The 22,438-nt window shown below is 70.7% G+C and carries 18 protein-coding genes, 4 tRNA genes and 3 pseudogenes; 16 read left to right on the top strand and 9 right to left on the bottom strand.

Annotation, left to right across the window (positions count from 1 at the left end; genetic code table 11):
- Together ACIO3P_RS10610 and ACIO3P_RS10615 are read left to right on the top strand one after the other, a co-directional pair.
- Nucleotides 1-909: a LysR family transcriptional regulator gene (locus tag ACIO3P_RS10610; RefSeq protein ID WP_401793979.1), complete on the top strand. Its 909-nt coding sequence runs from the start codon at nucleotides 1-3 to the stop codon at nucleotides 907-909.
- Nucleotides 899-1,801: a serine hydrolase gene (locus ACIO3P_RS10615; RefSeq protein ID WP_329827587.1), complete on the top strand. Its 903-nt coding sequence runs from the start codon at nucleotides 899-901 to the stop codon at nucleotides 1,799-1,801. The genes ACIO3P_RS10610 and ACIO3P_RS10615 overlap by 11 nt, the downstream gene beginning before the upstream one ends.
- A gap of 61 nt (nucleotides 1,802-1,862) precedes the next feature.
- Here ACIO3P_RS10615 and ACIO3P_RS10620 read toward each other — a convergent pair whose 3' ends face one another.
- Together ACIO3P_RS10620 and ACIO3P_RS10625 are read right to left on the bottom strand one after the other, a co-directional pair.
- The gene (locus ACIO3P_RS10620) at nucleotides 1,863-2,177 is read right to left on the bottom strand and encodes a hypothetical protein (protein WP_329827586.1); all 315 of its coding nucleotides are present in this window, start codon (nucleotides 2,175-2,177) and stop codon (nucleotides 1,863-1,865) included.
- 1,315 nt (nucleotides 2,178-3,492) lie between these two features.
- Nucleotides 3,493-4,032 (bottom strand): flavoprotein, encoded by a 540-nt coding sequence (locus tag ACIO3P_RS10625; RefSeq protein ID WP_329827584.1) that lies wholly within the window; start codon nucleotides 4,030-4,032, stop codon nucleotides 3,493-3,495.
- 95 nt (nucleotides 4,033-4,127) lie between these two features.
- Here ACIO3P_RS10625 and ACIO3P_RS10630 point away from each other — a divergent pair, with 95 nt between their 5' ends.
- The 3 genes from ACIO3P_RS10630 to ACIO3P_RS10640 all read left to right on the top strand — a co-directional run bounded on the left by ACIO3P_RS10630 (nucleotide 4,128) and on the right by ACIO3P_RS10640 (nucleotide 7,242).
- Complete coding sequence (locus tag ACIO3P_RS10630; protein WP_329827583.1) at nucleotides 4,128-5,315, top strand: helix-turn-helix transcriptional regulator; 1,188 nt, start codon at nucleotides 4,128-4,130, stop codon at nucleotides 5,313-5,315.
- Between the two features lie 101 nt (nucleotides 5,316-5,416).
- Complete coding sequence (locus ACIO3P_RS10635; RefSeq protein WP_329827582.1) at nucleotides 5,417-6,175, top strand: DUF6415 family natural product biosynthesis protein; 759 nt, start codon at nucleotides 5,417-5,419, stop codon at nucleotides 6,173-6,175.
- Between the two features lie 665 nt (nucleotides 6,176-6,840).
- Nucleotides 6,841-7,242 (top strand): hypothetical protein, encoded by a 402-nt coding sequence (locus ACIO3P_RS10640; RefSeq protein WP_401793972.1) that lies wholly within the window; start codon nucleotides 6,841-6,843, stop codon nucleotides 7,240-7,242.
- 702 nt (nucleotides 7,243-7,944) lie between these two features.
- On the opposite strand, the gene ACIO3P_RS10645 is transcribed toward ACIO3P_RS10640, so the two are convergent.
- From ACIO3P_RS10645 to ACIO3P_RS10655, 3 genes are all read right to left on the bottom strand, one after another.
- A tRNA-Lys gene (locus ACIO3P_RS10645) sits at nucleotides 7,945-8,020 on the bottom strand.
- Between the two features lie 207 nt (nucleotides 8,021-8,227).
- Entirely contained in the window at nucleotides 8,228-10,405 is a 2,178-nt protein-coding gene (locus ACIO3P_RS10650) for a DEAD/DEAH box helicase (RefSeq protein ID WP_401848891.1), read from the bottom strand.
- 232 nt (nucleotides 10,406-10,637) lie between these two features.
- Nucleotides 10,638-11,285 (bottom strand): hypothetical protein, encoded by a 648-nt coding sequence (locus ACIO3P_RS10655; RefSeq protein ID WP_401793969.1) that lies wholly within the window; start codon nucleotides 11,283-11,285, stop codon nucleotides 10,638-10,640.
- A gap of 153 nt (nucleotides 11,286-11,438) precedes the next feature.
- On the opposite strand from ACIO3P_RS10655, the gene ACIO3P_RS10660 reads away from it, so the two are divergent.
- The 5 genes from ACIO3P_RS10660 to ACIO3P_RS10680 all read left to right on the top strand — a co-directional run bounded on the left by ACIO3P_RS10660 (nucleotide 11,439) and on the right by ACIO3P_RS10680 (nucleotide 14,411).
- Nucleotides 11,439-11,789: a metallopeptidase family protein gene (locus ACIO3P_RS10660; RefSeq protein ID WP_329827578.1), complete on the top strand. Its 351-nt coding sequence runs from the start codon at nucleotides 11,439-11,441 to the stop codon at nucleotides 11,787-11,789.
- Nucleotides 11,790-12,020: 231 nt separating this feature from the next.
- Nucleotides 12,021-13,766, top strand: coding sequence for a metallophosphoesterase (locus ACIO3P_RS10665; protein ID WP_401848892.1), 1,746 nt, complete (start codon nucleotides 12,021-12,023; stop codon nucleotides 13,764-13,766).
- 126 nt (nucleotides 13,767-13,892) lie between these two features.
- Nucleotides 13,893-13,968, top strand: a tRNA-Glu gene (locus ACIO3P_RS10670).
- A 271-nt stretch (nucleotides 13,969-14,239) separates the two neighbouring features.
- Nucleotides 14,240-14,314 (top strand) — tRNA-Asp (locus ACIO3P_RS10675).
- Nucleotides 14,315-14,337: 23 nt separating this feature from the next.
- Nucleotides 14,338-14,411, top strand: a tRNA-Phe gene (locus ACIO3P_RS10680).
- A 174-nt stretch (nucleotides 14,412-14,585) separates the two neighbouring features.
- Here ACIO3P_RS10680 and ACIO3P_RS10685 read toward each other — a convergent pair.
- Nucleotides 14,586-15,428, bottom strand: a complete 843-nt coding sequence (locus ACIO3P_RS10685; protein WP_401848893.1) for a quinone oxidoreductase family protein — start codon at nucleotides 15,426-15,428, stop codon at nucleotides 14,586-14,588.
- Between ACIO3P_RS10685 and ACIO3P_RS10690 the strand changes: the two are divergent.
- Nucleotides 15,326-15,604: pseudogene (locus ACIO3P_RS10690) on the top strand (hypothetical protein); the annotation flags it as partial. The gene ACIO3P_RS10685 and the pseudogene ACIO3P_RS10690 overlap by 103 nt on opposite strands.
- A 250-nt stretch (nucleotides 15,605-15,854) precedes the next feature.
- Nucleotides 15,855-16,364: pseudogene (locus tag ACIO3P_RS10695) on the top strand (alkene reductase); the annotation flags it as partial.
- Nucleotides 16,365-16,541: 177 nt separating this feature from the next.
- Here the strand turns inward: ACIO3P_RS10695 and ACIO3P_RS10700 are convergent.
- Nucleotides 16,542-17,249: a hypothetical protein gene (locus ACIO3P_RS10700; protein ID WP_401848895.1), complete on the bottom strand. Its 708-nt coding sequence runs from the start codon at nucleotides 17,247-17,249 to the stop codon at nucleotides 16,542-16,544.
- 443 nt (nucleotides 17,250-17,692) lie between these two features.
- Between ACIO3P_RS10700 and ACIO3P_RS10705 the strand changes: the two genes are divergently transcribed.
- Nucleotides 17,693-18,244: a hypothetical protein gene (locus ACIO3P_RS10705; protein WP_329827574.1), complete on the top strand. Its 552-nt coding sequence runs from the start codon at nucleotides 17,693-17,695 to the stop codon at nucleotides 18,242-18,244.
- Between the two features lie 39 nt (nucleotides 18,245-18,283).
- Here ACIO3P_RS10705 and ACIO3P_RS10710 read toward each other — a convergent pair.
- Nucleotides 18,284-19,541, bottom strand: a pseudogene (locus ACIO3P_RS10710) (IS110 family transposase).
- A gap of 863 nt (nucleotides 19,542-20,404) precedes the next feature.
- Here ACIO3P_RS10710 and ACIO3P_RS10715 point away from each other — a divergent pair.
- Together ACIO3P_RS10715 and ACIO3P_RS10720 are read left to right on the top strand one after the other, a co-directional pair.
- Nucleotides 20,405-20,674: a hypothetical protein gene (locus ACIO3P_RS10715; RefSeq protein ID WP_329827573.1), complete on the top strand. Its 270-nt coding sequence runs from the start codon at nucleotides 20,405-20,407 to the stop codon at nucleotides 20,672-20,674.
- A complete protein-coding gene (locus ACIO3P_RS10720; RefSeq protein WP_401848897.1) occupies nucleotides 20,671-21,093 on the top strand; it encodes a DUF4331 family protein in 423 nt (140 codons plus the stop codon). The genes ACIO3P_RS10715 and ACIO3P_RS10720 overlap by 4 nt, the downstream gene beginning before the upstream one ends.
- A 49-nt stretch (nucleotides 21,094-21,142) precedes the next feature.
- On the opposite strand, the gene ACIO3P_RS10725 is transcribed toward ACIO3P_RS10720, so the two are convergent.
- Nucleotides 21,143-21,868 carry a three-helix bundle dimerization domain-containing protein gene (locus ACIO3P_RS10725; RefSeq protein ID WP_401848899.1) on the bottom strand — a complete coding sequence of 242 codons (726 nt, stop codon included), beginning with the start codon at nucleotides 21,866-21,868 and terminating at the stop codon, nucleotides 21,143-21,145.
- Between ACIO3P_RS10725 and ACIO3P_RS10730 the strand changes: the two genes are divergently transcribed.
- Complete coding sequence (locus ACIO3P_RS10730; protein WP_401848901.1) at nucleotides 21,859-22,419, top strand: GNAT family N-acetyltransferase; 561 nt, start codon at nucleotides 21,859-21,861, stop codon at nucleotides 22,417-22,419. The two genes, ACIO3P_RS10725 and ACIO3P_RS10730, sit on opposite strands and share 10 nt — an antisense overlap.
- Nucleotides 22,420-22,438 lie beyond the last annotated feature (19 nt).

Genomic DNA, 22,438 nt, shown 5'->3' on the forward strand with positions numbered 1-22,438 from the left:
ATGGACCTGGTCAGGGCGTGCCTCGCGTTCGTCCATGTGAGCGAGCGCGGCAGCTTCACGATCGGCGCGGCGGCCGCACGGATGTCCCAGTCGGTCGCCAGCCGCCGCGTCGCCGCGCTGGAGCAGCACCTCGGTGAGGTCCTGCTGGAGCGGAACGGACGCCGGGTCGCGCTCACACCGTTCGGCCAGGACGTCCTCCCCGCGGCGCGGCGCCTCCTGCGGGCGGCCGACACCCTGGAGGACGAGGCGGAGACGGCCAAGGGCAGGCGGCTGCGGCTCGCCGTCCCCGACACCTGCTCGACGGGGCGGCTCGCCCGTCTCGTCGCCGGTGGCCGCCGCGACGGCATCTCCCTCGAACTCTGCCTCGCCGCCCCGTCGCGCCGCGCCGAACTCCTCCACTCCCAGGAGGTACGGGCGGCCCTGATCGCCCTGCCGCCGGCCGAGGCGACCTGGCAGGTGCCCCTCGGGCTCGCCGGCGCGGGCGACCCGGGGGTGGAGCGCGTCTACGTGGAGACGCTGCGGCCGGGACGGACGGACACCGCCCCGTACCGGCGCATCTGGATCCAGCCCGAGGACGACGTCCCGCACATCCGCGACCCCCTCAAGCGGCTCTGCGACGCGGTCGGCCTGCGGCCCTCGCAGCACCTCATGGCGAGCGGGCTCGCGGCCGGCGCGGCGGAGGCGCTGTGCTCGGACGACCTCCTGCTGTGCTCCCGCGCCGAGGCGGCCGACCTCCGCCTCAACTGGCGGCCCCTCGGGGAGGTCGAGCTCGTCCGGGGCTTCACCGTCGTCGCGGACACGGGCGGGGAGTCGGACCGTATCCGGCGGCGGCTCGGCGAACACATCGGCCGCTGCCTCGACGCGCGGACCGTGACGGAAACGGAGGACGGCACCCCTCATGAAGCCTGAACGACTGATCGGCGCGCTCCGGCGTGACCTGCACGACGGCGGCCTGGCCGTCTCGCTGCTCGTACGGAACCTGCACACGGGCGAGGAGTTGGGCATCGACCCCGACGTGGAGTTCCCCGCCGCCTCCCTGGTCAAGGTCCCGCTCGCACTCGCCACCCTCGACCGCATCCGCCGGGGCGAGCTGGACGGGGCGTCCGCCGTCGACGTGATCCCGGGGCGGATGACCGAGCCGGGCCCCACGGGGCTGAGCCGGTTCCGTCACCCCGCCCGTATCGCCCTCGACGACCTCCTCTACCTCAGCATGGCGGTGAGCGACAACGTCGCGGCCGACACCCTGTTCGCCCTCACCCCGCCGACCGACGTGGCGGAGATGCTCGGCGCCCTCGGGCTGCGCGGCATCTTCGTACGGCACACGATGAACGCGCTCACCGACACCCCCGTCAAGCGCTTCACCGCCGCCGATGTCCACCTGGCCCACGCCCTGGCGATCGACTCCGGTACGGGCGGTCGCGGCCACCGCGTACCGCAGCTCGACGTCACCCGCGCGAACTCCGGCACGGCCCGCGCCTTCGTCGAACTGCTCCAGGCCCTGTGGACACCCTCGGCCGTCCACCCGGAGGTCTCCGCACGCCTGCGCACCCTGATGGGCGACAACCTGATGCGGCAGCGGCTCACCCCGGACTTCAGCTCGGACGCCTCCACCTGGTCGTCCAAGACGGGCACCTTCATGAACCTCCGCCACGAGATCGGCGTCGTGGAACACGCGGACGGCCAGAGCTTCGCCGTGGCCGTCCTCACCGAATCCCGCGTCCCCGCCAGCACCCAGCCCGGCGCGGACGCCCTCATGGCCCAGGTGGCCCGCAGACTCCGCGACCACCTGCGCCAGCTCTAGGCCGCAGCCCCGCCCCGGCCCTCCCCCGACCCGCCCCCCCGGCCCGCCCTCCGGCCCTCCCTCAGCGCCAGTCGCCGGTCACCCAGGCCACCAAGCGGGGGCGGGGCGTCCCCGAGTCGCACGCGACGATCGAGGAGGTGTCGACGACCTCTGCGGTGAGGACCCGTTCCACGGCCTGGTACGTCCCGGAGAAGTCCCCGGAGAGGTCACCGGGCTCCCGAATCGTGTCCGCGGGCCCGGGGCCGCGCTCGGCCGTCGCTTCGAAGGACCGGCAGCCCACACCGTCGAGAGGCTGGCCGAGGTACCAGCCGCCGACGAAGACGGCGTACAGAGTCGCGGTGACGCCTAACCGGCGCGGGGTTATCCAGGTGGGCACGCCTGGAGTGTTCCACGACACGGGCGATCACGGTCACCCTCGCAGCGCCTGAGCGTCTGCCCGAAACTCCCAGGGGAGCGAGGCGCGTTCGCTGTATCGGCGTACCGTGGAAGCTCACCTTCTGGCGGGGGTAGAGATGAGTTCCGCATCGTCGCCCTGACATCCTCGCCCGCCGGTGGCGGAGCCTCGCCCTGGCGGCCGTGCTCCTGGTCCTGTCCGGCGCCGTCGTCCTGGTGTGGCTGCGGATCGACCAGGCCGACCAGCGCGCGGCCGAGCCGGCCGACGAGGCCAACCGCCGGGGCACGGCCGTGTCGACGTTGGCGGGTGACGTGCGGGTCCTGCGCGCGCAGATTCAGGCGAAGGGCGGAACGCCGGCCGCGCCGGATCCGACGCGGGCGGTGCAGGACCTCCCGGCCCACGCCGAGGTGCCAGTCCCGGTCCCGGGTCCGCCCGGCCCACCGGGGCCGCGAGGCGCCGCCGGACAGCCGGGACGGGACGCGCCCACACCGACGGCATCCCCGGGGCCGAGCGGGCCGCCCGGCCGGACCGTCACCGGACCACCCGGGGTCACGGTCACCGGACCACCCGGCGCCACCGTGACCGGACCGGCAGGACCACCCGGCCCCGCAGGGCCGGCGGGATCGGCAGGCGCGGACGGGAAGGCCGGCCCCGCCGGGCACGCAGGGCCGGCGGGCCGCGACGGCGCGACCGGACAGACCTGCCCCGCCGGGTACACCTCCAGCCGCCCCCCGCAGACCCCGACGCCCTCGTCTGCCGACGCGACGGCACCACTCCCCAGACACCGCAGACGCCAGCCCCCGGGCCGACCGTGCTCGGGTTACCCGCAGAACGCCGCCGCCCCTGACTGCCACGCCCCTCTGCCCGCCCCTCTCGCAGGGCGGGCAGAGGGGCGCTTCGTCACGTCCGGGCGCGGACATCCTCACGGCAGCAGGTAGACCACCTGGCCAATCCCGCATGGCGGTTCGATTGCTCGGGCGGTGGACTGGGACGCGCTGCCCGCCGCGTCCATCCGCAGCCAACTGCCGGGGCCGGGCAGTTCCTCGCCGAATGCGCCGGCCGCAACTCGTACGGGTGAGGCGAGGCTATGCGGCCTGCTCACCCTCCTCGCGGACGGCGGCCGCCCACTCACGAGGAACTGCTCGTACCGGGCCCGCTCCTCGGCAGTGAGCACGCCGGAAGCGCCGTCCCAGAGCGCGCGAATGTCCGCGTTCACTGCCGCAGCAGACCGCGCGGGCCCGGAGGGCTGGGATGTGGACATGCGCTCAGATTAACGACAGGGACGGGCCGCCGGTCGTTACAGCCTGGTTCTGTCGGGGGCGCCGATCGCGTCAAGCGCGCTCGGCCAGGGGAAAGGCTTCTTCTCTCCGGGCTGGTTCGGTACGAACCCGCCCTCCCCGTACAGCACCCTGATTCCCATCTCCCGTAGCTCCTCGACGCTCCGGTCCAAGCGCCGATGTTGGGCGTAGGCGGCGTTCACGCACGGCATCGTCACGATGGGGATGCCCTTGCCGATGCCCTCGGCGACCACCCCCACAATGAACTTGCTCGTCAGCCCGAGAGCCCACTCATTGATCGTATTGAAGGTCGCCGGTGCCAGCAGGATCGCGTCCGCCTTCGGCCAGACATCTGGCTCGCGCGGGAGCTTGTACTCGGACCGCACCGGGCCGCCGGTGAGCCGCTCCAGCTCGGCGTGCTGCGGCTCCAGCCAGCGGGCGGCCGTCGGCGTCAACCCGAGGCGTACGTCCCACCCCCTCTGCTGCGCGTCCTCGATCGCCTGCGCCACGTCGAAAACGGGGGGCGCCGCGCTGCCGAACAAGTAGAGAGTCGACGTCATAGGCCCAGTCGACCACATGCAACCGCCCCCGAACCAGGTTGGATCGGGGGCGACGCGCGTACCGTTCCAGATGACGAGTCAGGAACGGAGACCAGTTGCCCAGATGTCCCGACGACGACCACACCGGTACCCGCATCAGGGAGCAGCGGAAGCTGGCCCGCCTTACGCAAAGAGCGTTGGCGGATCGGATCCCATATTCGTACAGCCTCCTCAATCAGGTCGAGTGCGGCGCCCGGCCGGCTACTGCGGATTTCGTGGCAGCGGTATCGCGGGCGCTTAAGGTCGATCCTGATGTGCTGACTGGGGAGCCGTACGTGAGTGAACTTCAGCAGGACCGTCTCGCGGTGCTCGTTCGGCCGGTGCGCGAAGCGATGGACCTGTACGACCTCGGTGCAAATGAGGACCTGAGGGCGCGGCCGGCCTCGGTCCTCATTGCCGAGGCGGATCGGGTCTGCCAACTGGTTCGCGCGACGCACCTGCGCAAGGCGGCCAGCGATCTACCTGGGATCATCGCGGAGCTGACGACCGTGGCCTGGAAGACCCGCTCCACCCCTGTGTGGCGGGCCCTTGCGTCGGCCTACCGGACCGCCCACGACATCACCCTGAAGCTCGGGTACTTCGATCTTTCGGCGGTGGCTCTGGACCGGATGGACTGGGCCGCAGCACGGGCATCGGACCCGTGCCTGGCTGCGATCCGTCAATACAAGCGGGCCCTCGGCTACCACAAGATCGGATCCCACGTCGTCGGCAAGCGCCTCATTGCCTCGGGTCACAGCTTGCTCTCCCTGGAGTCATCCCGGGAGGCACTTGTCGTGTCCGGGCAACTGCACCTCGGCGCCTCTGCCGTGGCCGCCCGGGCGGGCGACGAACGGGCGGTCGCGATGCACATTGAGGCCGCCCGCGAACTGGCGGACCGGGTCGGTGGGGAAGCCCGCGACGTTCACTGGCTCAGCTTCGGCCACACGAATGTGGCACTGCACGAGATGGGCGCGTCGCTCAGCATGCGGCACTACGACGAAGCGCTCGTCCAGGCCCGCAAGGTGAAGCTTCCACCGAAAATGCTCATGAGCCGACGCGCCCGATTTCTCGTCGACCGGGCCCTGGTCGAGATGGAGACTGGCCATTCGGACGCGGCCCTGAAGCATCTCGTCCAGGCGCGGAAGGCCGCGCCGGAACAGACGCGGTACCACCCGGGTGCACGAGAGACCATCTCCGGGCTGGTCCACCAAACGCGCAGCACCCCGGACACTCTGAACCACATGGCCGCCTGGATCGGACTGTAGGGCACTCACAGCGCTCACAAATCTGTGAGCGCTGTCGCCTTGCGTAAGCGCAACCCTGAACTCGTACCTGAACAGCATTCAGCTACGAGCGGGGACATCTCATGAAGAACGCCACGGCGCCTGAACTGGATCGTGTCAAGGGGTCGATCTTCCGCGCGTCGAAGATCCTCACCGCCGATCGGTCACTGCCGTCGATGGCGGACCTGGATGCCCTGCGGGACGAGCTGCACGAGCACATCGTCCGTCTCGCCCCGGAGCTGGCCTCCGAAGACCAGAAGCCCGCTGACGCCCTTGCCGCCACCCGGGCGGCCCTCGCGTATCAACCCACCCACGAACCCCTCCCCGTGGCCGTGCATGTCTATGTGCTCGGAGAGATCTGCGAGACCCTCCTCAGGCAGCGGCCGGCGCCCGGCGCCCTTCCGGGCCCGGGGTTCCTCAGCGGGTGCACCACGAGCACGTGGATAGACGTCACCCCTGTCGGCCGCACAGCCTGGCTGCTGGTCGGGCATCCGCCGCCGCGGCGGCCCACCGAGACCGCCGCCTCCATCGAGGCGGGGCTCCGCGCGATGGCCAGCAGTCTGGGTCTCCGTCCGGTGGCCGACCGCGTGCCGAGCATCGGCTCCCGGATTCGGATCCGGTCCGGAATCGTTGCCCTCGACTACGGGCACGACCACTACCTGCTGCGGGTATCGAACATCAGTCAGGAATGGAAGGAGCACCTCGGGCGCGGCGGGCAAGCCCTTCTCGCCGTCGGTCTGGATCCGCTGCCAGTGGGCCAGGGCCAGGCCGCCGTTGAGCTGTACCTCCAGGAGGCGACCGCTCGGCAGCGGATTCTCATGGGCGCGGCGGCCGCGCGATGACGTCCCGCCCGAGTTGGTGTCACTGGCATGACGGCCTGGCCGACGAGACGGCACTGGTCGTGGACAGTCCGGCGGGCCTCTTGGTGAGGGCATGCCCGTCATGCCGGGCCCAGTACAACCTGGTGACGCTCTCGCCCCCGCGCCCCGCCCTCAGCCCGCACTCCGATCCTCAGGAGCCGCCATGATCTGCGCACGCTGCGATCGATCAATCCGGCACGGCCAGGCGCCGCTCGGAACAGGGGCGGCACCGTGAGGGACGGCAAGGCGTGGGTGGGCGACCAGATCCACGACGAGCGCACCGGTCGGGACGGCATCGTCACCGACGTCCGCAGCGGTACCTACGTCCTGCGCCCGCTCTATGGAGGTGGGACCGAGTGGACGACGGAGACCAGCGGCGACCTGACCGTGGTCGTGCCGCTCGAAGATACACCCAGACGCGCAGCCCCCAGACGGGCGAGGTCCCGGAGACGGTAACCGCCGACGTAAGCAAGGCTCCCGTGCGCCGTTGGGGTGCTCACCCAGGCGCACGGGCCCGGGTCCGGCCGTCCCACCCTGGCGGCCGGCCCATCCACCGCTCCGATCGGCCAGTGCCCGCCAGTCCCAGCCGCACCGCTGCACCCCCGCCTAGACTGCTGGCTGCCCCCGCCAAGGTAAGGAATTCACAAATGCGACCCGCCCGCTTCCAGGACTTCGCCCTGGACCTGATCAAGAACAGCGCCGGCGCCACCCGCGTTCAGACGCTCGCCGAGGCCGGTGACACCCAGCATCCGTACGGACTGGCGATCACGACCTCGGGCGGCGAGACCCGGTGGCAGATCATCGGCCAGCTCGGTGCCGGCGAGAAACACGACGACCCCGACACCCCGGTCAATGACACCGTGTTCCAGGCGACGTGGCCCGAGCCGACGGAGGGCGACCATGAGGGCTGGCTCGCGTCCTGTCTCGCGCGGGCGGAGTGCCCCGAGATCAAGGCCATCGTCCGGTGGTCGACCCGAGACGGCGACACCAAGCACGGTCTGACCGTCGACTTCCACAACGGCGCGCGCGCGTTCGTCCGGAAACTCTGAGACCTCCCGGCCGACGGCCGGGTTGGAGTGCACCACCTGTCAGCACCACCTACGCAAGGAGGAACTGATGGCACGGCGAGCACCACGATTCGATCCCGGCCGGTGCGCAGGCACCTGCCCGTCCTGCGGGCAGACGGTCGGCTCCCCGCCCGGACAGCCGACCAGCGGGCACCAGAAGCCCCACCCGTCCCGCGAGACCTGCCCCGGCGGCACCACAGAGCCGTAGGCCCTCTCTACCGCCCCGGCCGGTCGACCTCCCCCGTGGGCGCCGGCCGGGCTCCGCTTCCTCGCCCCACACACCGCCAGGGCGAGGAAGCACGTCGGGAACGAGCCGGGACAGCGGGACGCCGAGTCCGGTAGCGATCACCAGCAGGTCCACATACCGCGGGTCCCGGGTCCCTGACTCGTAACGCTGAATGGTCCGCCGGATAAGGCGTACGACGAGCTGGCACTCGACAAACGCTCAACCCTGTCGAACATGATCAGTACCCAAACGGTCGCTTCATTGGCGATCCACTGACGCCCCTCTCCACCTGCTCCCCAGCCGAGGGAGGGTCAACTGAGCCCCGCCGCTTCCACGGCGGGGCTCGGTGGTTTCTTGATCGTTTACCCTTCGGGCCAGCAGGGGGCCGGCAGAACCCTGATTTCCCCTCGGATACGCGTCAGCCCCACGCCAGAAAAGGTTCTGACCTGGGGCTGAGGTGGTAGGCCGTGTGGGACTCGAACCCACAACCAACGGATTAAAAGTCCGCTGCTCTGCCAATTGAGCTAACGGCCCTCGACACAACACACACGAGCATAGCCCGCCCGGGGGCGTGCACCGATCGGGTCCCCCCGTGGGGATGCCCCGTGGCGCCGGGAGGGGCGGAGGGAGGGGCGCCGGGGGAGGCGGGGCCCGGAAGTCGGGCGGGGACGGGCCAGGGCCCGTGCCGGCCACCCTGGGGGTGGGGCGCGGGCCCTGGTGAGGGGTCAGGAGCGGTGGCGGTCAGCCGTTGCGCTTCCAGCGGGGCTTGTCGTCGCGGCGGCCGAAGGAGCCGGTGCCGGTGCCCGTCGTACCGCCACGGTGGTCGTCGCGGCGGGTGGCCGGGCGGTCGTGGCCGCCGGTGCGGAAGCCGCCCGAGGGGCGGTCGTCGCGGCGGTCGCGGTTGAACGGACGGTCGCTGCCGCCGCGGTGGTCACGGCGCTCGAAGGGACGGGCGCCGCGGTCGTCACGGCGCTCGCCGCCACGGTCGTCACGGCGGTCAGCGCCACGGTCGCGGTTGAAGCCGCCCCGCTGCTCGCCGCCGCGCTCGCGGTTGAAGCCGCCGCGGTCGTCACGACGGTCGTCGCGGCGCTGGAAACCGCCACGGTCGCCGCCCCGGTCGTCCTTGCGGTCGTCGCGGCGGAAGCCGCCGCCCGCCGGACGGTCGTCACGGCGCTGGAAGCCACCGCGGTCGCCGCCGCGGTCGTCGCGCGGCGTGTAACCGCGCGCGCCGCCCCGGCCGCTGCGCTCGCCCCGGTCGTCCCGGCGGCCGAAGTTGCCGCGGTCGTCGCGCGGCGCCGCCTGCTGCGGTACGGAGGCGGCCTTGGCGGCCTCCTCGACCGCGCGCTCGGCCTCGGCCGTCACCGCGGCGACCGCCGCCTCCGGGTCCTCGCCCCGCTCGCGCGCGGCGCGGGCGACCAGTCGGCCGGCCTCCTCGCGCAGCTCGGTGGCGCGGCGCTGGGCGCGCTCCAACTGCTTGGTCAGGTCGGCGGCCTCGCGCTCGGCCTGCTTGGCCGCGTTGTTCGCGGAGTCCGCCTGGACCTCGGTGAGCGAACGGGCGCCGGTGATCTCGGCGACCTCCGGGTCGAACGCGCCGGCGCCGCCGACCATGTGGCGCGAGGCGTCGACGCCCGCGTCCTCCATCAGCCGGAAGATCTGGCGGCGCTGGTGCGGAAGCGCCAGCGAGACGACGACACCGGACTTGCCGGCGCGCGCCGTACGGCCCGAGCGGTGCAGGTAGTCCTTGTGGTCCCCGGCCGGGTCCACGTTGAGCACCAGGTCGATGCCGTCCACGTGGATACCGCGGGCGGCGACGTCGGTGGCGACGAGGGCGTTGACGAGGCCCTCCTTGAAGTCGGCCAGCGTCCGCGTCCGCGCGCCCTGCGTCATGCCGCCGTGCAGCGCGTCGGCCTTCACGCCGGAGTCGCGGAGCTGCTCGGCGATCCGGTCCGCGCCGAGCTGCGTCCGTACGAAGATGATCGTGCGGCCCTTGCGGGCGGCGATCGCCGCGGTGACCGGGGCCTTGTCCTTGGGCTTCACGACGAGCACGTGGTGCGTCATCGTCGTGACGTTGCCCTGGGCGCTGTCGACCTCGTGGCTGACCGGGTCGGTCAGGTAGCGCTTGACCAGCGAGCTGATCTCGTTCTCCATCGTGGCGGAGAAGAGCATGCGCTGGCCGCCGGCCGGCACCAGGTCGAGCAGCTCGGTGACCTCGGGCATGAAGCCCAGGTCCGACATCTGGTCGGCCTCGTCGAGGATCGCGATCTGGATCTGGTCCAGCGAGCAGGCGCGACGGTTGATCAGGTCACGCAGCCGGCCCGGGGTGGCGACGAGGACGTCGACACCGCGCTCCAGGGCGTAGATCTGGTTGCTCATCGACGTACCGCCGCAGACGACCTTCATCTTCAGGCCGAGCACGTCGCCGTACGGCTGGAGCGCGTCCGCGACCTGCATCGCCAGCTCGCGGGTCGGGGTGAGGATGACGCCGCGGGGCTTCTTCTTCTCGGTGTGGCCGCCCGCCAGCGTGGCGAGCAGCGGCAGACCGAAGGAGAGGGTCTTGCCGGAGCCGGTACGGCCGCGGCCCAGGATGTCCTTGCCGGCCAGGGCGTCCGGGATGGTCGCGGCCTGGATCGGGAAGGGGGCGGTGACGCCGTTCTGCGCGAGCTTGCGGACGATGCCGTCGGGCAGGCCCAGGTCGCCGAAGGTCAGGCCGGGGGCCGCCTTTGACGTCTCGTCAGCCCCGGTCGTCGCGTCGGCCTCGGCCGTCTCGGGGGATTCAGCGGCCTCGGGGGCCTGGGTGGCCTCGACCGTCTCAGCGGCCTCGGACGTCTCGGTGATCTCCGCCACATCGGCGGGCACGACGGCCGCTACGGCCTCGACGTTCTCGGGCATGACGGTGTGGTCAGTACTGGAAATGGACATGCGAAATGCGAAACCTTCCGGAGTCTCGGCACGCGCCCAAACTCCGTGAGATTCGCAAATCGACCGCCTCAATGCGGTCAGCCACGGCAAGGGAGAGTACGCGCCACGCGGCGCTCTTCTGTGTCGGCGCCGGGCAATGATCAAACGATCTACTACCATACGCACCCGTCCCCCACTTAGGCAAACCGAGCCCCCCGCTCCCACCACGGGGAAGCGCGGAAAGAGACGCGCGTCACACCGGCACCGGCTGCGCGGACGCCGTCGGCTCCTTCAGCATCCCCGCCCCGTCCGCCAACGCCATCGCGCCCATCCGCATGTCCGCCGCCGGTGAGGCCGACGGCGGCTCCTGCGGCTTCGTCGGCTCCGGCTCGGGGTCCGGGTCCACCGGCGCGGGGGTCTGCGTGGGCTGCTGGGTGGCCGGCGGCGCGGAGCGGGTGGGCTCCTTGGTCGGTCCGGGCTCGTTCCCCGGCGCGGTCGGCTTCCCGTTCCCCGGCTGCGGCCGGGTGCCCGTGGACGGCCTGGGCGACGGCGCGTCGGACGAACCGGCCTCCGGCGAGGCCCCCTTGCCCGCCTCCGCCTCCGTGGCCCCGTCCCCGGTCCCGCCCTTGCCGTCGGGGCCCGCGTCGCCGCCCGCCTCGGCGTGCGCCGCACCGCTGCCGCTCTTCTCCGTATGGCCCGGCCAGGCGTCGGAACCGCCGACTCCGGCCGCGGCCCCCGTACCGCCGTCGGGTTCGGCGGCGGCGCCGGTACGGTCCGCCGGGCGCGAGGGGGCCGGGCTCCCCGCGTCGTCGCCGACGCTCATACAGCCCGTGGAGGTCAGGGCCGCCACGGACGTGACGATCCAGACGGCGAGACGGCCAGGGGCGGACAACTGGCGCACGAGCGGCACCTCCGGGGCGTGGCGACGGGGCTCCCGCCGACGGCGGGGACGGTTCGCCCTGCCCAACTCCCTTTTCACCGCCGGGGACACGCCCGGGTCGTACGGAGCAGCCGACGATCTTGCCGGGGGACGGATCTGCCGGACAATGGCCCTGTGCTGGAGATGACACGCGAGACCTTCGAAGAACTGGTGAGCCAGGCCCTCGACCAGATCCCCCCGGAGCTGACCAGGGTCATGGACAACGTCGCCGTCTTCGTCGAGGACGAGCCGGACCCCTCCGACCCCGAACTCCTCGGGCTGTACGAGGGGACGCCGCTCACCGACCGGGGCGAGTGGTACGCCGGTGTCCTGCCCGACCGCATCTCCATCTACATGGGCCCCACCCTGCGGTACTGCGAGAGCCCGGAGGACGTCGTCCACGAGGTCTCCGTGACCGTCGTCCACGAGATCGCCCACCACTTCGGCATCGACGACGACCGGCTGCACGAACTCGGCTGGGGCTGACGGCCCGGGGGGCTGACGGCCGGGGGCCGAGGGCTGACGGCCGGGGGGCCGAAGACCTGGCGCGGCCAGGCGCCCGTACCCGTACCCGTGCCGGTGACCGCGCCCCCCACCCTCACCCATGACCGCGCCCCCACCCTCACCCGTACGGGCCCCGCCCCGCCCCCGTACGCCGACTACTCCTCTTGGCGGCGGCCAGGCATGGCGGACCACCGCGCCGGGCATACGCGCCCAATGGCCCGTGATGTCCCGCGCTTCCCCTTCCGTGCCCTCCGCACCCGGCTCACCGCCGTCATGGGTCATCTCCGCGCCCGCCGCACCGCCCCCACCAGCGCCCTCGTCCAGGTCCATCCCGCGCACCCCGTCACCCGCGCGCTCGGCCTGACCGCCGTCGTCCTGCTCGGCGCCTGGCTCGGGCTGCTGATCGTCGGGAGCGTACGGACACCGGTCGGCCCGATGGACACCCGGATGACGCTCCGCCCGTCCGTCAGCGGCGGCACGAAGATCAATGTCTCGCCGCTGGGCGCGCTGGAGCTGGCCACGCACACCGGGCCCGTACGGCTGGACGTGGACGTCGACCAGCTCGACCCCGTCCGCTCCACGGCCCTCGTGGAGCACCCCGAGCGGCTCTCCGGGCTGCAGAGCGAGATCAGCCGCGACGTCAAGTCCGGCACCACGGAGCTGGCCGTACGCTCCGTCGTCGCCGTCGTCTCCGGGGCGACCGCCCTCGGGCTGGCCGTCTACCGCCGCCCGCGCCGCGCGCTCGCCGCCGGCGGCCTCGCGTTCACGCTGCTGGGCGCCTCCGCCGTCGGCGCGTACGCCACCTGGAACCCCCAGTCGGTGCTGGAGCCGAAGTTCTCCGGGCTGCTCTCCTCCGCGCCCCAGGTCGTCGGCAACGCCCGCTCGATCGTCACCGACTTCGACGTCTACCAGAAGGAGCTGGCCCGGCTGGTCACCAATGTGACCAAGCTGTACGACGCCACCTCCACGCTCCCCACCTTCCAGCCCGACCCGGCCACCCTCCGCGTCCTGCACGTCTCGGACATCCATCTCAACCCGGCGTCCTGGCACATCATCGGCTCGCTCGTGGAGCAGTACGGGATCGACGTCATCGTCGACTCGGGCGACACGATGGACCACGGCGCCTCCGCCGAGAACACCTTCCTCGACCCGATCGCCGACCTCGGTGTCCCCTATGTCTGGGTACGCGGCAACCATGACTCGGACGTCACCCAGGAGTACCTGGAGCGCATGCGGAACGTGCACGTCCTGGACGACGGCCGGGCCGTGTCCGTCGGCGGGGTGCGGATCGCGGGCACGGGCGACCCGCAGTTCACCCCTGACCGCTCCAGGAAGGCCCCGGGCGACCCGGCGGAACGCATGGCGGGCATCCAGCTCGCGTCGGCCCTGCGCGACCAGGAGCGGGCCGGCACGCCGGTGGACATCGCGGTCACGCACGACCCGCTGGCCGCGCGGCAGACGGACGGTGTGGTGCCGCTGGTCCTGGCGGGCCATGTGCACCAGCGCAAGACCGAGGTGCTGCCGTACGGCACCCGACTGAAGATCGAGGGCTCCACGGGCGGCGGCGGGCTGCGCGCGCTCCAGAACCAGAAACCGGAGAAGGTCCGCGCCTCCGTGCTCTACCTGGACCGGACGACCAAGCGGCTCCAGGCGTGGGACGAGATCACGCTGGGCGGTCTCGGGCTGACGACGGCGGAGGTCAGCCGTCACCTCCCGGAGGAGGCGGGCAAACCCGGCGCGGAGCCGGGTACGGAGCCGAGCGCGGAGCCCGGTACCGACGCCGGTACCGACGCCGGTACGGACGCGAGCACGGACCCCGACGCGGAACCCGGCACGGACCCCTCGGACACCGCGTCCCCCACGTCCCCCACGTCCCCCGCGCCCCCTTCGGCCCCTTCGGGCCCGGTCCCCGGCTCCCCCGCACGGCCCTCGCCGGGGCTCCCCGTACCCGAGCCCTGACCGCTCGCGGGAACGCCCCGGCCGGGCCGGCCCCAGGGGCCCGTAAACCGTTTTGGCGATAGCTCCTCGCATCGCATATGCTGCGGACGTCCCCGACGCGCTGCAAAGCGCCCAGGCGGGCCCTTAGCCCTCATCGTCTAGTGGCCCAGGACGCCGCCCTTTCAAGGCGGTAGCACGGGTTCGAATCCCGTTGGGGGCACCACACTTATAGTCCCCCTGACCAGCGGAAACGCCGGTCAGGGGGACTCTTTGTTTCGGTACGTCAGCACCGTGTCAGCAGCGTTCCGTTTCACGGTGCGCCGCATGGCGTACATCAGGCAGCGAGCAGGTGCAGCACAGCACCACCAAAGCGGGCAAAATGCTCATTTCATCCCGTCGGTCTTCGTCGGGTATAGTCAGCAACCGGTTCAGGCGCCAGCGCCGGAACCACCCCCCAACACCACGTACTCCTTAGCGGGATGCGCGATGTGCCAGGTCCTGTGGAGCAGTTTGGAGTGCTCGCCACCCTGTCAAGGTGGAGGCCGCGGGTTCAAATCCCGTCAGGACCGCTGAAGTTCCTTGTGAACTTCGTGGCTGGGTAGCTCAGTTGGTACGAGCGATCGCCTGAAAAGCGATAGGTCGCCGGTTCGATCCCGGCCCCAGCCACAGCCAAGGCCCCGATCTTCGGATCGGGGCCTTATTGCATGCGGAGAACCGAGCCGAGTGGATCGCTCGTCGCCGGAATCCCCGCAGCCGACAAATCCCCAACAGGACAGTCGGCCAAGTCGGTCAGAGGGCGAGTCGGGCTCATCGGCGGAACCACCGGTCACGTGATCACTGTCAGGGGATCAGCAGTAGTTTCCCGGTGGTCGTGCGCGACTCGATGTCCGCGTGAGCCCTGGCCGCCTCGGCCAGCGGGTAGCGGCCGCCGATCCGGACGATCAGTTCGCCCCTTTCGACGAGCGCGAACAGCTCGGCCGTGCGTGCCGTGAGTTGTTCGGGTGTGCGGATGTAGTCCTCGGTCACGGCGTAGGTGAGGCGGGTGCTGCGGGGGATGTCGTTCATCGCGATGGTCGGCACGTCCCCGATCAGCGGCCCGTAGAAGACCAGCGTGCCGTGCGTGCGCAGCGCTCGCAGGGACGCGGCGAACGTGGTCGCGCCCGCGCCGTCGAACACCACGTGCACGCCCTCGCCGCCGGTCAGCTCGCTCACCGGCTCGGCGAACGCGTCACCGGTGGAGACCAGGACGTGATCAGCGCCCGCCTCGGTGGCGAGCTCGACCTTCTCCGGTCGCGACACCAGGCCGATCACGGTGCCGCCGCGGGCCTTGACGACCTGGGTGAGCATGATCCCGACCCCGCCGGCGGCCGCGTGCACGAGCGCGACGTCCCCCGGTCGTACCGGGTGGGACACGGTGGCGAAGTGGTGCGCGGTCAGGCCCTGCAGAAGCACGGCCGCGGCCGTCTCGTCGTCGACGGCGTCGGGCACCGCGACGACACCGTTCGCCGGGAGCACGATCTGCTCGGCGTAGCTGCCGTGGCTGTTGATCGCCAACCACGCGACACGATCGCCCGGGGCGAATCCGTGCACGCCCTCGCCCGTCTCCGCCACCACGCCGGCGCCCTCCGCGCCCGGCACCTCGGCCAGCGCCTGTCCGCGGACGGCGGTGTCGAAGAAGTTCACCGTCGATGGCGACGTACTACGCCCAGCGGGCCACCGCCGGCCTCATCGTGTCCGAGGGCGTGCAGCCGACTCCGGTCGGCCAGGCCGCCCCGGGTACGCCGGGGCTCCACACCGACGAGCAGGTAACCGCGTGGCAGCCGGTGACCGCCGCCGTGCACGCCAACGGCGGGCGGGGTCGAGCGTGGTGACGTTTGTGCCGCGCTCGCGGATCTCGGCCGCGGCGGCTTCGACGATGCGTAGGCGCCACGCGGACGTCCACCAGGACTTCCCCCGGGCCCGGACGAGGTGCCGGCCGCTCGCGCAGCCGCAGGACCTCCGGACCGCCTGCTTGGTTGACAACAATCGCTTTCATGCGGCTCAAGGTAGGTTCCAGAAAATGTACCCACAAGTACAATCCGGCCCATGGCCACCAGTAAAGGCGCCGCCACCCGCCCCGACCGCTACGGCGGCCCGATCGCCAACCGGATCCGCTTCGCCGTCGAGGCGGTGTCCGCGACCGCCGAAGCCGTTGGCGCGCACCGGACCGGCATCCGGCTCTCCCCGGCCGGGATGTTCTGGGGTGTCGAGGAGGCCGACGTTCCCGAGCTCTACACCGCGCTGCTGACCGAGCTCGCGCCTCTCGGGCTCGCCTACGTCCACATCGAGGCCACTGCCGACGAGGGAATCCTGATCGGCCTTCGCCGCACCTGGCCGGGCACCCTGCTGATGAATCCGGTGATACCGACCGGTGCGAAGCAGACGGGACGGGAGGACGCCGATCACTGGCTGGGGCTGGGAGCGGACCTCATCAGCTTCGGCCGCGGCTTCCTCGCCAACCCCGACCTGGTCGAGCGACTGCGCACGGGACTCCCGATCGCTCCGGTGGACGTGGCCACGTACTACCAGGGCGGCGACGCCGGTTACCTGACCTACCCGGCCTACCAGCACTCGGCCTGAGCCTGGATCAGCACGGCGTACCAACTGGACATCCGTGGTCAGCAAGCGCACGCGGTAGAGCTCCTGGCGGGCGGTCGACCGTAGCCGGCACTCGTGGGCCCTCCAAGTGAAGGGGTGCCATCGGTACGCGGTAAGCGCGGCCGCCCCCGGCTACGGTCCTTGATGCACCGGAGCCACTCAGTGCACGCGATCCCCGCACTCCGCTGGGAACAGCACGGCACCTGACGGCAGTTCGCCCGGGTGCCGTGCGATCACCCGCAGGCATGCTTCGAGAGAGCCCTCCGCGGATGGGTACTCAAGGGTGAGTTCGCCGAGCATGGTGATGGCACCGGCGAGATGCATTTCCGCCGCATGGACGCCGCCGGGGAAACAGCCGGCCAAGACGCCAAAGGCTGCTGTGTCGCTGTTGTCGGCGACGCACTCACGGATCTCGAAGCGCCAGTGCGCGGCCGCGTCGGCCAGCAATGACTTGCCTCTCCTGCCCAGTCCGACAAGGAAATCGGTGCGATCGCGCAGATGGTGTGCGATGGCACAGCAGATGGGAACCGCGCTGCCGTCAGGAGCCGCCACCCGCGTGAACCCGGCATGCGGGTAGGACGAGAGAGCCTCATCGAGCAACCCCAACGCCGTGTCCCTTGCGGCCGGGTGACCCCGCTGGGCAATGTCCAGGAGCAGCGGGGCCGCAACCACAGCCGCTGGGAACACCGCGGCGCTGTGCCCATGAACAATTCCACCGCCGCCGAGCTGCGAGTCGGCATCCGCCGCCTGTACCGAGTTCGCGGCCTCGAAAAGGGCACGTAGACCACGGGCAACGCGATCCGGTTCGTACCAGTCGGGATGGCCCGGTATGGAGCCCCACCCCACGGCGTCGATCTCATCCTGCACAACCACAGCCTCGCACACGGCTGCTAGCCACTGCCCAACCCCGAAGAGGTGTTGAGAGTCCTTCCGTCAGGAGTTCCGAGGCGCGGGGAAGAGATGTCTTTCTCGCTGCGGATGCGGGCGCGTTCCTCGCGTTCGGCGGGGTGTCCTCGCTGACCGAGCTCGCTGGGGACTCGTCCCGTATCTCGTTGCACCCTCATCGTCTCCGCCCCCGCCGACGTGCGTGGACCACTGACCGCACTTCCCTACCGGTCCTCGTCAGGTCTCCCTGCTGATCCCCGGCTCGAACGACAGGAACAGGTTCCCCGCGCCCGACTCCGGTACTTCCGGGCTCGGAACGTGCTCGGAGACGCAGTGCAGACACCTCAGGCAGTCAACGTGTCAAGCTGCGGCCCTCAGCCCGCTGTGTAGCCTGTCGATCTGTTCGAACGGGATGAGAGTGAGACGTGGAGACGCTGGTGGAGGGGGCCGTCAAAGAGGCGCTTCGCGACGGGCGCGGCGAAGCGGTCCGCCTGTATGTCGCCGCCTGTGCGGAACGCATGGCGCCCCTGTTCGTCGGCCTGCGGGCGGGCGTACCGGGGCGGGAAGCCGACCTGGACCTCTATGTGGAGTCCGTGAGCGGTCTTTGGCTTGCCGACAAGCCACTCGCCGACGGCGCCGAGCGAGTGCGCTGGCTTGAGCGGTTTCCGGAGCTCCAGCCGGACGATGAGGGAATCACCGGTGTCGCCGACACCTACGCGTTCTTCGCCGCCCTCTGCCTGCGCCATGCCCTGCTGGCCCACAACTCGGGCAACGCTGATGACGCGGTGTCCTGCGGCCATGCGGCACTCACCGCGATGGGCATGCTGGACCAGAATGTGGCAGGTGCCAGCTTTCTGGCCGACGAACAACGGCTCCAGTCCCTCTCGCTGAGCGGTGACGCCGCAGGTCTGTGGGACGCGAGCGTCACGGCAGGGCGAGAGAGGCTCCGTGCCGTGGTGGGTCGCCTGCCCCGATAGGCGTCCTCCTGATCGCTGCCTGTGCGATGTGGCCTCTCATTACGCGGCCGCCGTGACCACTTCGCCGGGTGGAGCTGGGAAGGCTGATGCCTCGTCACATTGCTGACTCTGCTGGAGGCAGTGGTAGAGCCGGCCGAGCATGCGGTTGAAGAGGTTGCGCTGTGCTGCGGCGTGCCAGTCGCCGTGGCCGTCGCGGCGGCGCCGGTAGTGGGCTTTGGCGCCGGGTGAGGCGGTGATGGCGGAGAAGGCCCAGAGGTATCCGGCGTGGTTGAGCCGGTCGTTCTTCACCCACCGGCGGGTGATGCTGGACTTCTTGCCGGAGGCCCTGGTGATGGGTGAGGCGCCCGCGTATGCCTTCAGGCCGCGGGCGTCGGCGAACCTGGTGCGGTCGTCTCCGATCTCGGCGAGCACCCGGGCGCCGATCTGGATGCCGAGGCCGGGGACGCTGAGGATGATCTCAGCGTCCGGGTGCTGAGGGAAAGCCTCTTCGACCGCATTGGCGAGGTCGTCGGCAGCGGTGCAGGCGGCCTGGAGCTGGACCAGGAGCGCGAGCATCTGCTTGCCGAGCGCGTTCTCGACCAACGTCGGTTGGTGGGCCCAGCCGGCGCGAAAAACCTCCCGCAGCCGGTCGGCCTCGGCTGCCATGCCGCGCTGGCGGCCGGCTCGCTTCAGGGCCGCCTGCAGATGCGGGCGGCCCATCTGCGCGGCTCGCGTCGGTGTCGGCGCGGCTCTGAGGAGCTCGTGGGCCTCCGGCCGACACAGGCCGTTGCGCCAGGAGTCGAAGGCGGCCAGCGCGGAGGGGTAATACTCCCGCAGCAGAGAGCGGAGCTGGTTGGAGATCTGCTGCCGGTTCCACGTGGCGTCCTGCTGAGCACGTGCCAGGACGGCGACCGCGCGGGCCAGGTCGCTGTCCTGCGGCAGCGGACGGTGGGCGTGCATGTCGGTCCGCAAGATGTTGGCCAGGACCAGGGCGTCGCCGGGGTCGGACTTCTTGCGGGAGACGGACGTCCGGTCGCGATAGCGGGCGGCCGCCATCGGGTTGATCGCGAACACCTGCCGCTTGCCCGTTCGCAGCACTGCGACCAGTAGTCCGCGAGAAGTTTCGATCGCGACCGGGATCGGGGGTTTCCTCGTTGTCACCGTATTCGGCGAGCAGGTCCAGCAGGATCTTGTAGCCGGTCATGTCGTCGGTGATGTGCCGCTTGGCCAGTAGCTGGCCGGTGTCGTCGACGAGGTCGACGTCATGCGTTCGTTCGGCCCAGTCGATGCCGCAGTAGATCAGCTCTTTCCCCTCCATCGTGCTGTCTCTGCTGGTCACGAGCTCGTGAGGAACCACGGGGCTACCTAATCCCAGGACTCAGCCATGCCGGCCGGTCCGCCACCTCAGTAGCCGTTCGTGGCACCAGCTCGTTCCGCGGGCCTCGGTCTATGCGGGAGCTCGTAGGGCTCGGGCTTCGTGCGAGGTCACCGTGGAGCGGGCTCGCACCACCAACACCAACGAGTGATCAAGTCAGGGGTGTTGACGCTCGACGGCCCTGGGTGGCGCCGCTCTGCGCTAAGACATCAGAGCCAGGACCGCAACAGGCGTCCGCCCAGCGCCGGCGGGCGCCAACACTCGACTCTGCGTGGGGTGCTGCGAGGGCGCCGGATGCCGCACGATCTACATTTGGGCACCAGGCCGGGTAAGTACAAGGCGTCCATCCGGCGCCCGCGCGGCCACACCATGAGCAGCCACTCAGCAGTGGTGGTGGCCGGGAGGCGCCGAGACGCGCTCGGTCTCACAGGAGTCCTCTGGGAACGGGTCGTATGTAGGCGTCCATCCGGCGCCCGCCAAGGCCACCACCACTCGAACAATCCGCCTGACTACCCGTGCCGCCGGACCGCTCTTAACTACGGATGAGGACCGCGTGGTCGCTCGAACCACGGCGAATACGTCGGATGACGGATATACAGCCGCCGACGACAGGAAGATCGTTGCTCTCGACGTTCCTCATGCTCAGGAGGGCCTCAACGACCTGCGAGCAGGTCGGCAACGGGTGATCGTCCCGGGTGAGGGGGCGACGCCGAGGCCCTGCCTCTCGGCGACGAGCCGCCCATGCTCCACCCGCCCCGCCACGCCACGCAACTCGGTCCGCATCGCCGCCTGATGGGAGTCGCGAAATGGCACACCACGTCTCCGGCCTGGGCATCAGCCCCACGAGCATGGACCCCAGGAGCCACATCACCGACCTCTACGTATTCCAGAAGCCAGGCGATGCGAGCAGGACGATCCTGGTGATCAACATCAATCCGACCTCGCCCATCGCCTTCCGCATCCGCTTCTCACCCGTACGGGAGAACGCGCAGACCGCAAGCGTGCAACGGGCGACCGGCCGGGAGGCCGCGGCCGACCCCGACGCAGGGACACGATCCTTCGCGACGCACCGGTGACCTTCGGCTCCGAGCCGCGGATCACCGAGTCCGGTGACTTCAGGTTCTTCGCCGGGCTCCGCGGCGACCCGTTCTTCGCCGACAAGAACGTGTTCGGCATCGTGCTGGACGTCCCGAACAGCGCGCTCGGCCCGAACCCGCGGGTGGGTGTCTGGGCCAGAGTCCTGGTTCCGCACGACGGCCGACTGGTCCAGGGCGACCGGGGATCGACAACAACTTCAACCAGGACGACGACGACAAACGAGTATGACCGCACCAGCGCCGAAGGATTCCCCAACGGCCGTAACCTCACCGACGACGTCATCAACATGGGGATCGCCGAGCTGAGCAACGGCACTGTGCCCCACGACGGGCTGCGGCCCCACACCGACCTGCGCACCGACTTCCCCTTCCTGGGGAATCCGCACCAGCGCGGCTGACCCGACCGGCGCCCCTGGGTCCGGCCCTCGCGTGGTGGTTTCCCAGGGTTCAGGCCGGATCGGTCTCGGCCTGCCGCGGGGGTGCGGTGGGGTTCGGGGGTGCGGTGTTCGTGGGGGTGGAGGCGAGGGTGTTCCTCACTCTGCGTTCCACCAGGATGGGGATGTAGGTTCGTACTTTCGCGTGGCGCAGTGCGTCGTGGGCTGCTCGTACGAGGGCGTCAACGGTGTCGTGGCCGACGCTGGGGAAGGCGGTCCTGAGCCGCACCGTCACGTAGTGGAGTGCTACCTGCTCGGCGTGGGCGCGGTGAGCGGATGCGCTTTCCTCCGCTGCCCGGTCTCCAGATCGCGCCGCATCCATCAGGGCAGCCTCTCTGCGAACCTCCGCCGTGCCGTCAGGGCCCCTGCTCCCAGTTTCCCCGGCTGCCGTTCCCGGCGCACTCCGGACGAGCCGGCGGAGCTTGCCCCCGCCGAACGGGTCGCGGGCCGGCCCGCTGGCTGGCTGACCGGCTGGCTGAGCAGGCACGGTGACCTGCGGATCCGACGTGGGTGTTGGCTGGAGTCGGGGAGGTTCTCCGTGGCGTAACGCTCCATGGACTGCCCACGCCCGCGCGTCCAGCCAGGCCGTCCGGCCCCTTTTGCGGGCCTTTCGAACGCGGTCACCTCGTCGAACGCCCCGAGACCCTCGTGGCAGGAACAACCCCTCCTTCGTCGGCCTGCCGCGAATATCCGGTGGTGGGCCCAACCGCCGGTGGTGAGGATCGCGGCATGAACACATTCCTGGAGACCGATCGGCTCGCGCTGCGCGCGTTCACCGAGGCCGACGCCGACCACCTGCTCGCGCTGGACAACGACCCCGACGTCATGCGCTTCATCAACGGCGGCCGGCCCACAAGCCGCGAGGTGATCCAGGCACAGACCCTGCCCAGGCTCCTCCACGACTACCCGTGCTTCGGGACCCGCGGCTACTGGGCCGCGGAGGAGAAGGACACCGGCGTCTTCCTGGGCTGGTTCGAATTCCGCCCCCTGGACGACCACAACCCCGCCGTGGCGGAACTCGGCTACCGGCTGAACAAGGCCGCCTGGGGAAGCGGCTACGCCACCGAGGGATCACGGGCCCTGATCCGCAAGGGTTTCACGGATCTCGGAGTACAGCGGGTGATCGCGAACACCATGACGGTCAACACGGGATCCCGGCGTGTGATGGAGAAGGCGGGCCTGTCGTTCCTCCGCGACTTCAGCGGGGACTGGCCGGAGGCGATCGAAGGCTCCGAGCACGGCGAAGTTGAGTACGAACTCACCCGAACCAAGTGGGAGCAACATCCTTAGAAGCCAGTCTTTCGGCAGG

The organism is Streptomyces sp. NPDC087310 (genome assembly GCF_044744405.1).
Taxonomy (GTDB): Bacteria; Actinomycetota; Actinomycetes; order Streptomycetales; family Streptomycetaceae; genus Streptomyces.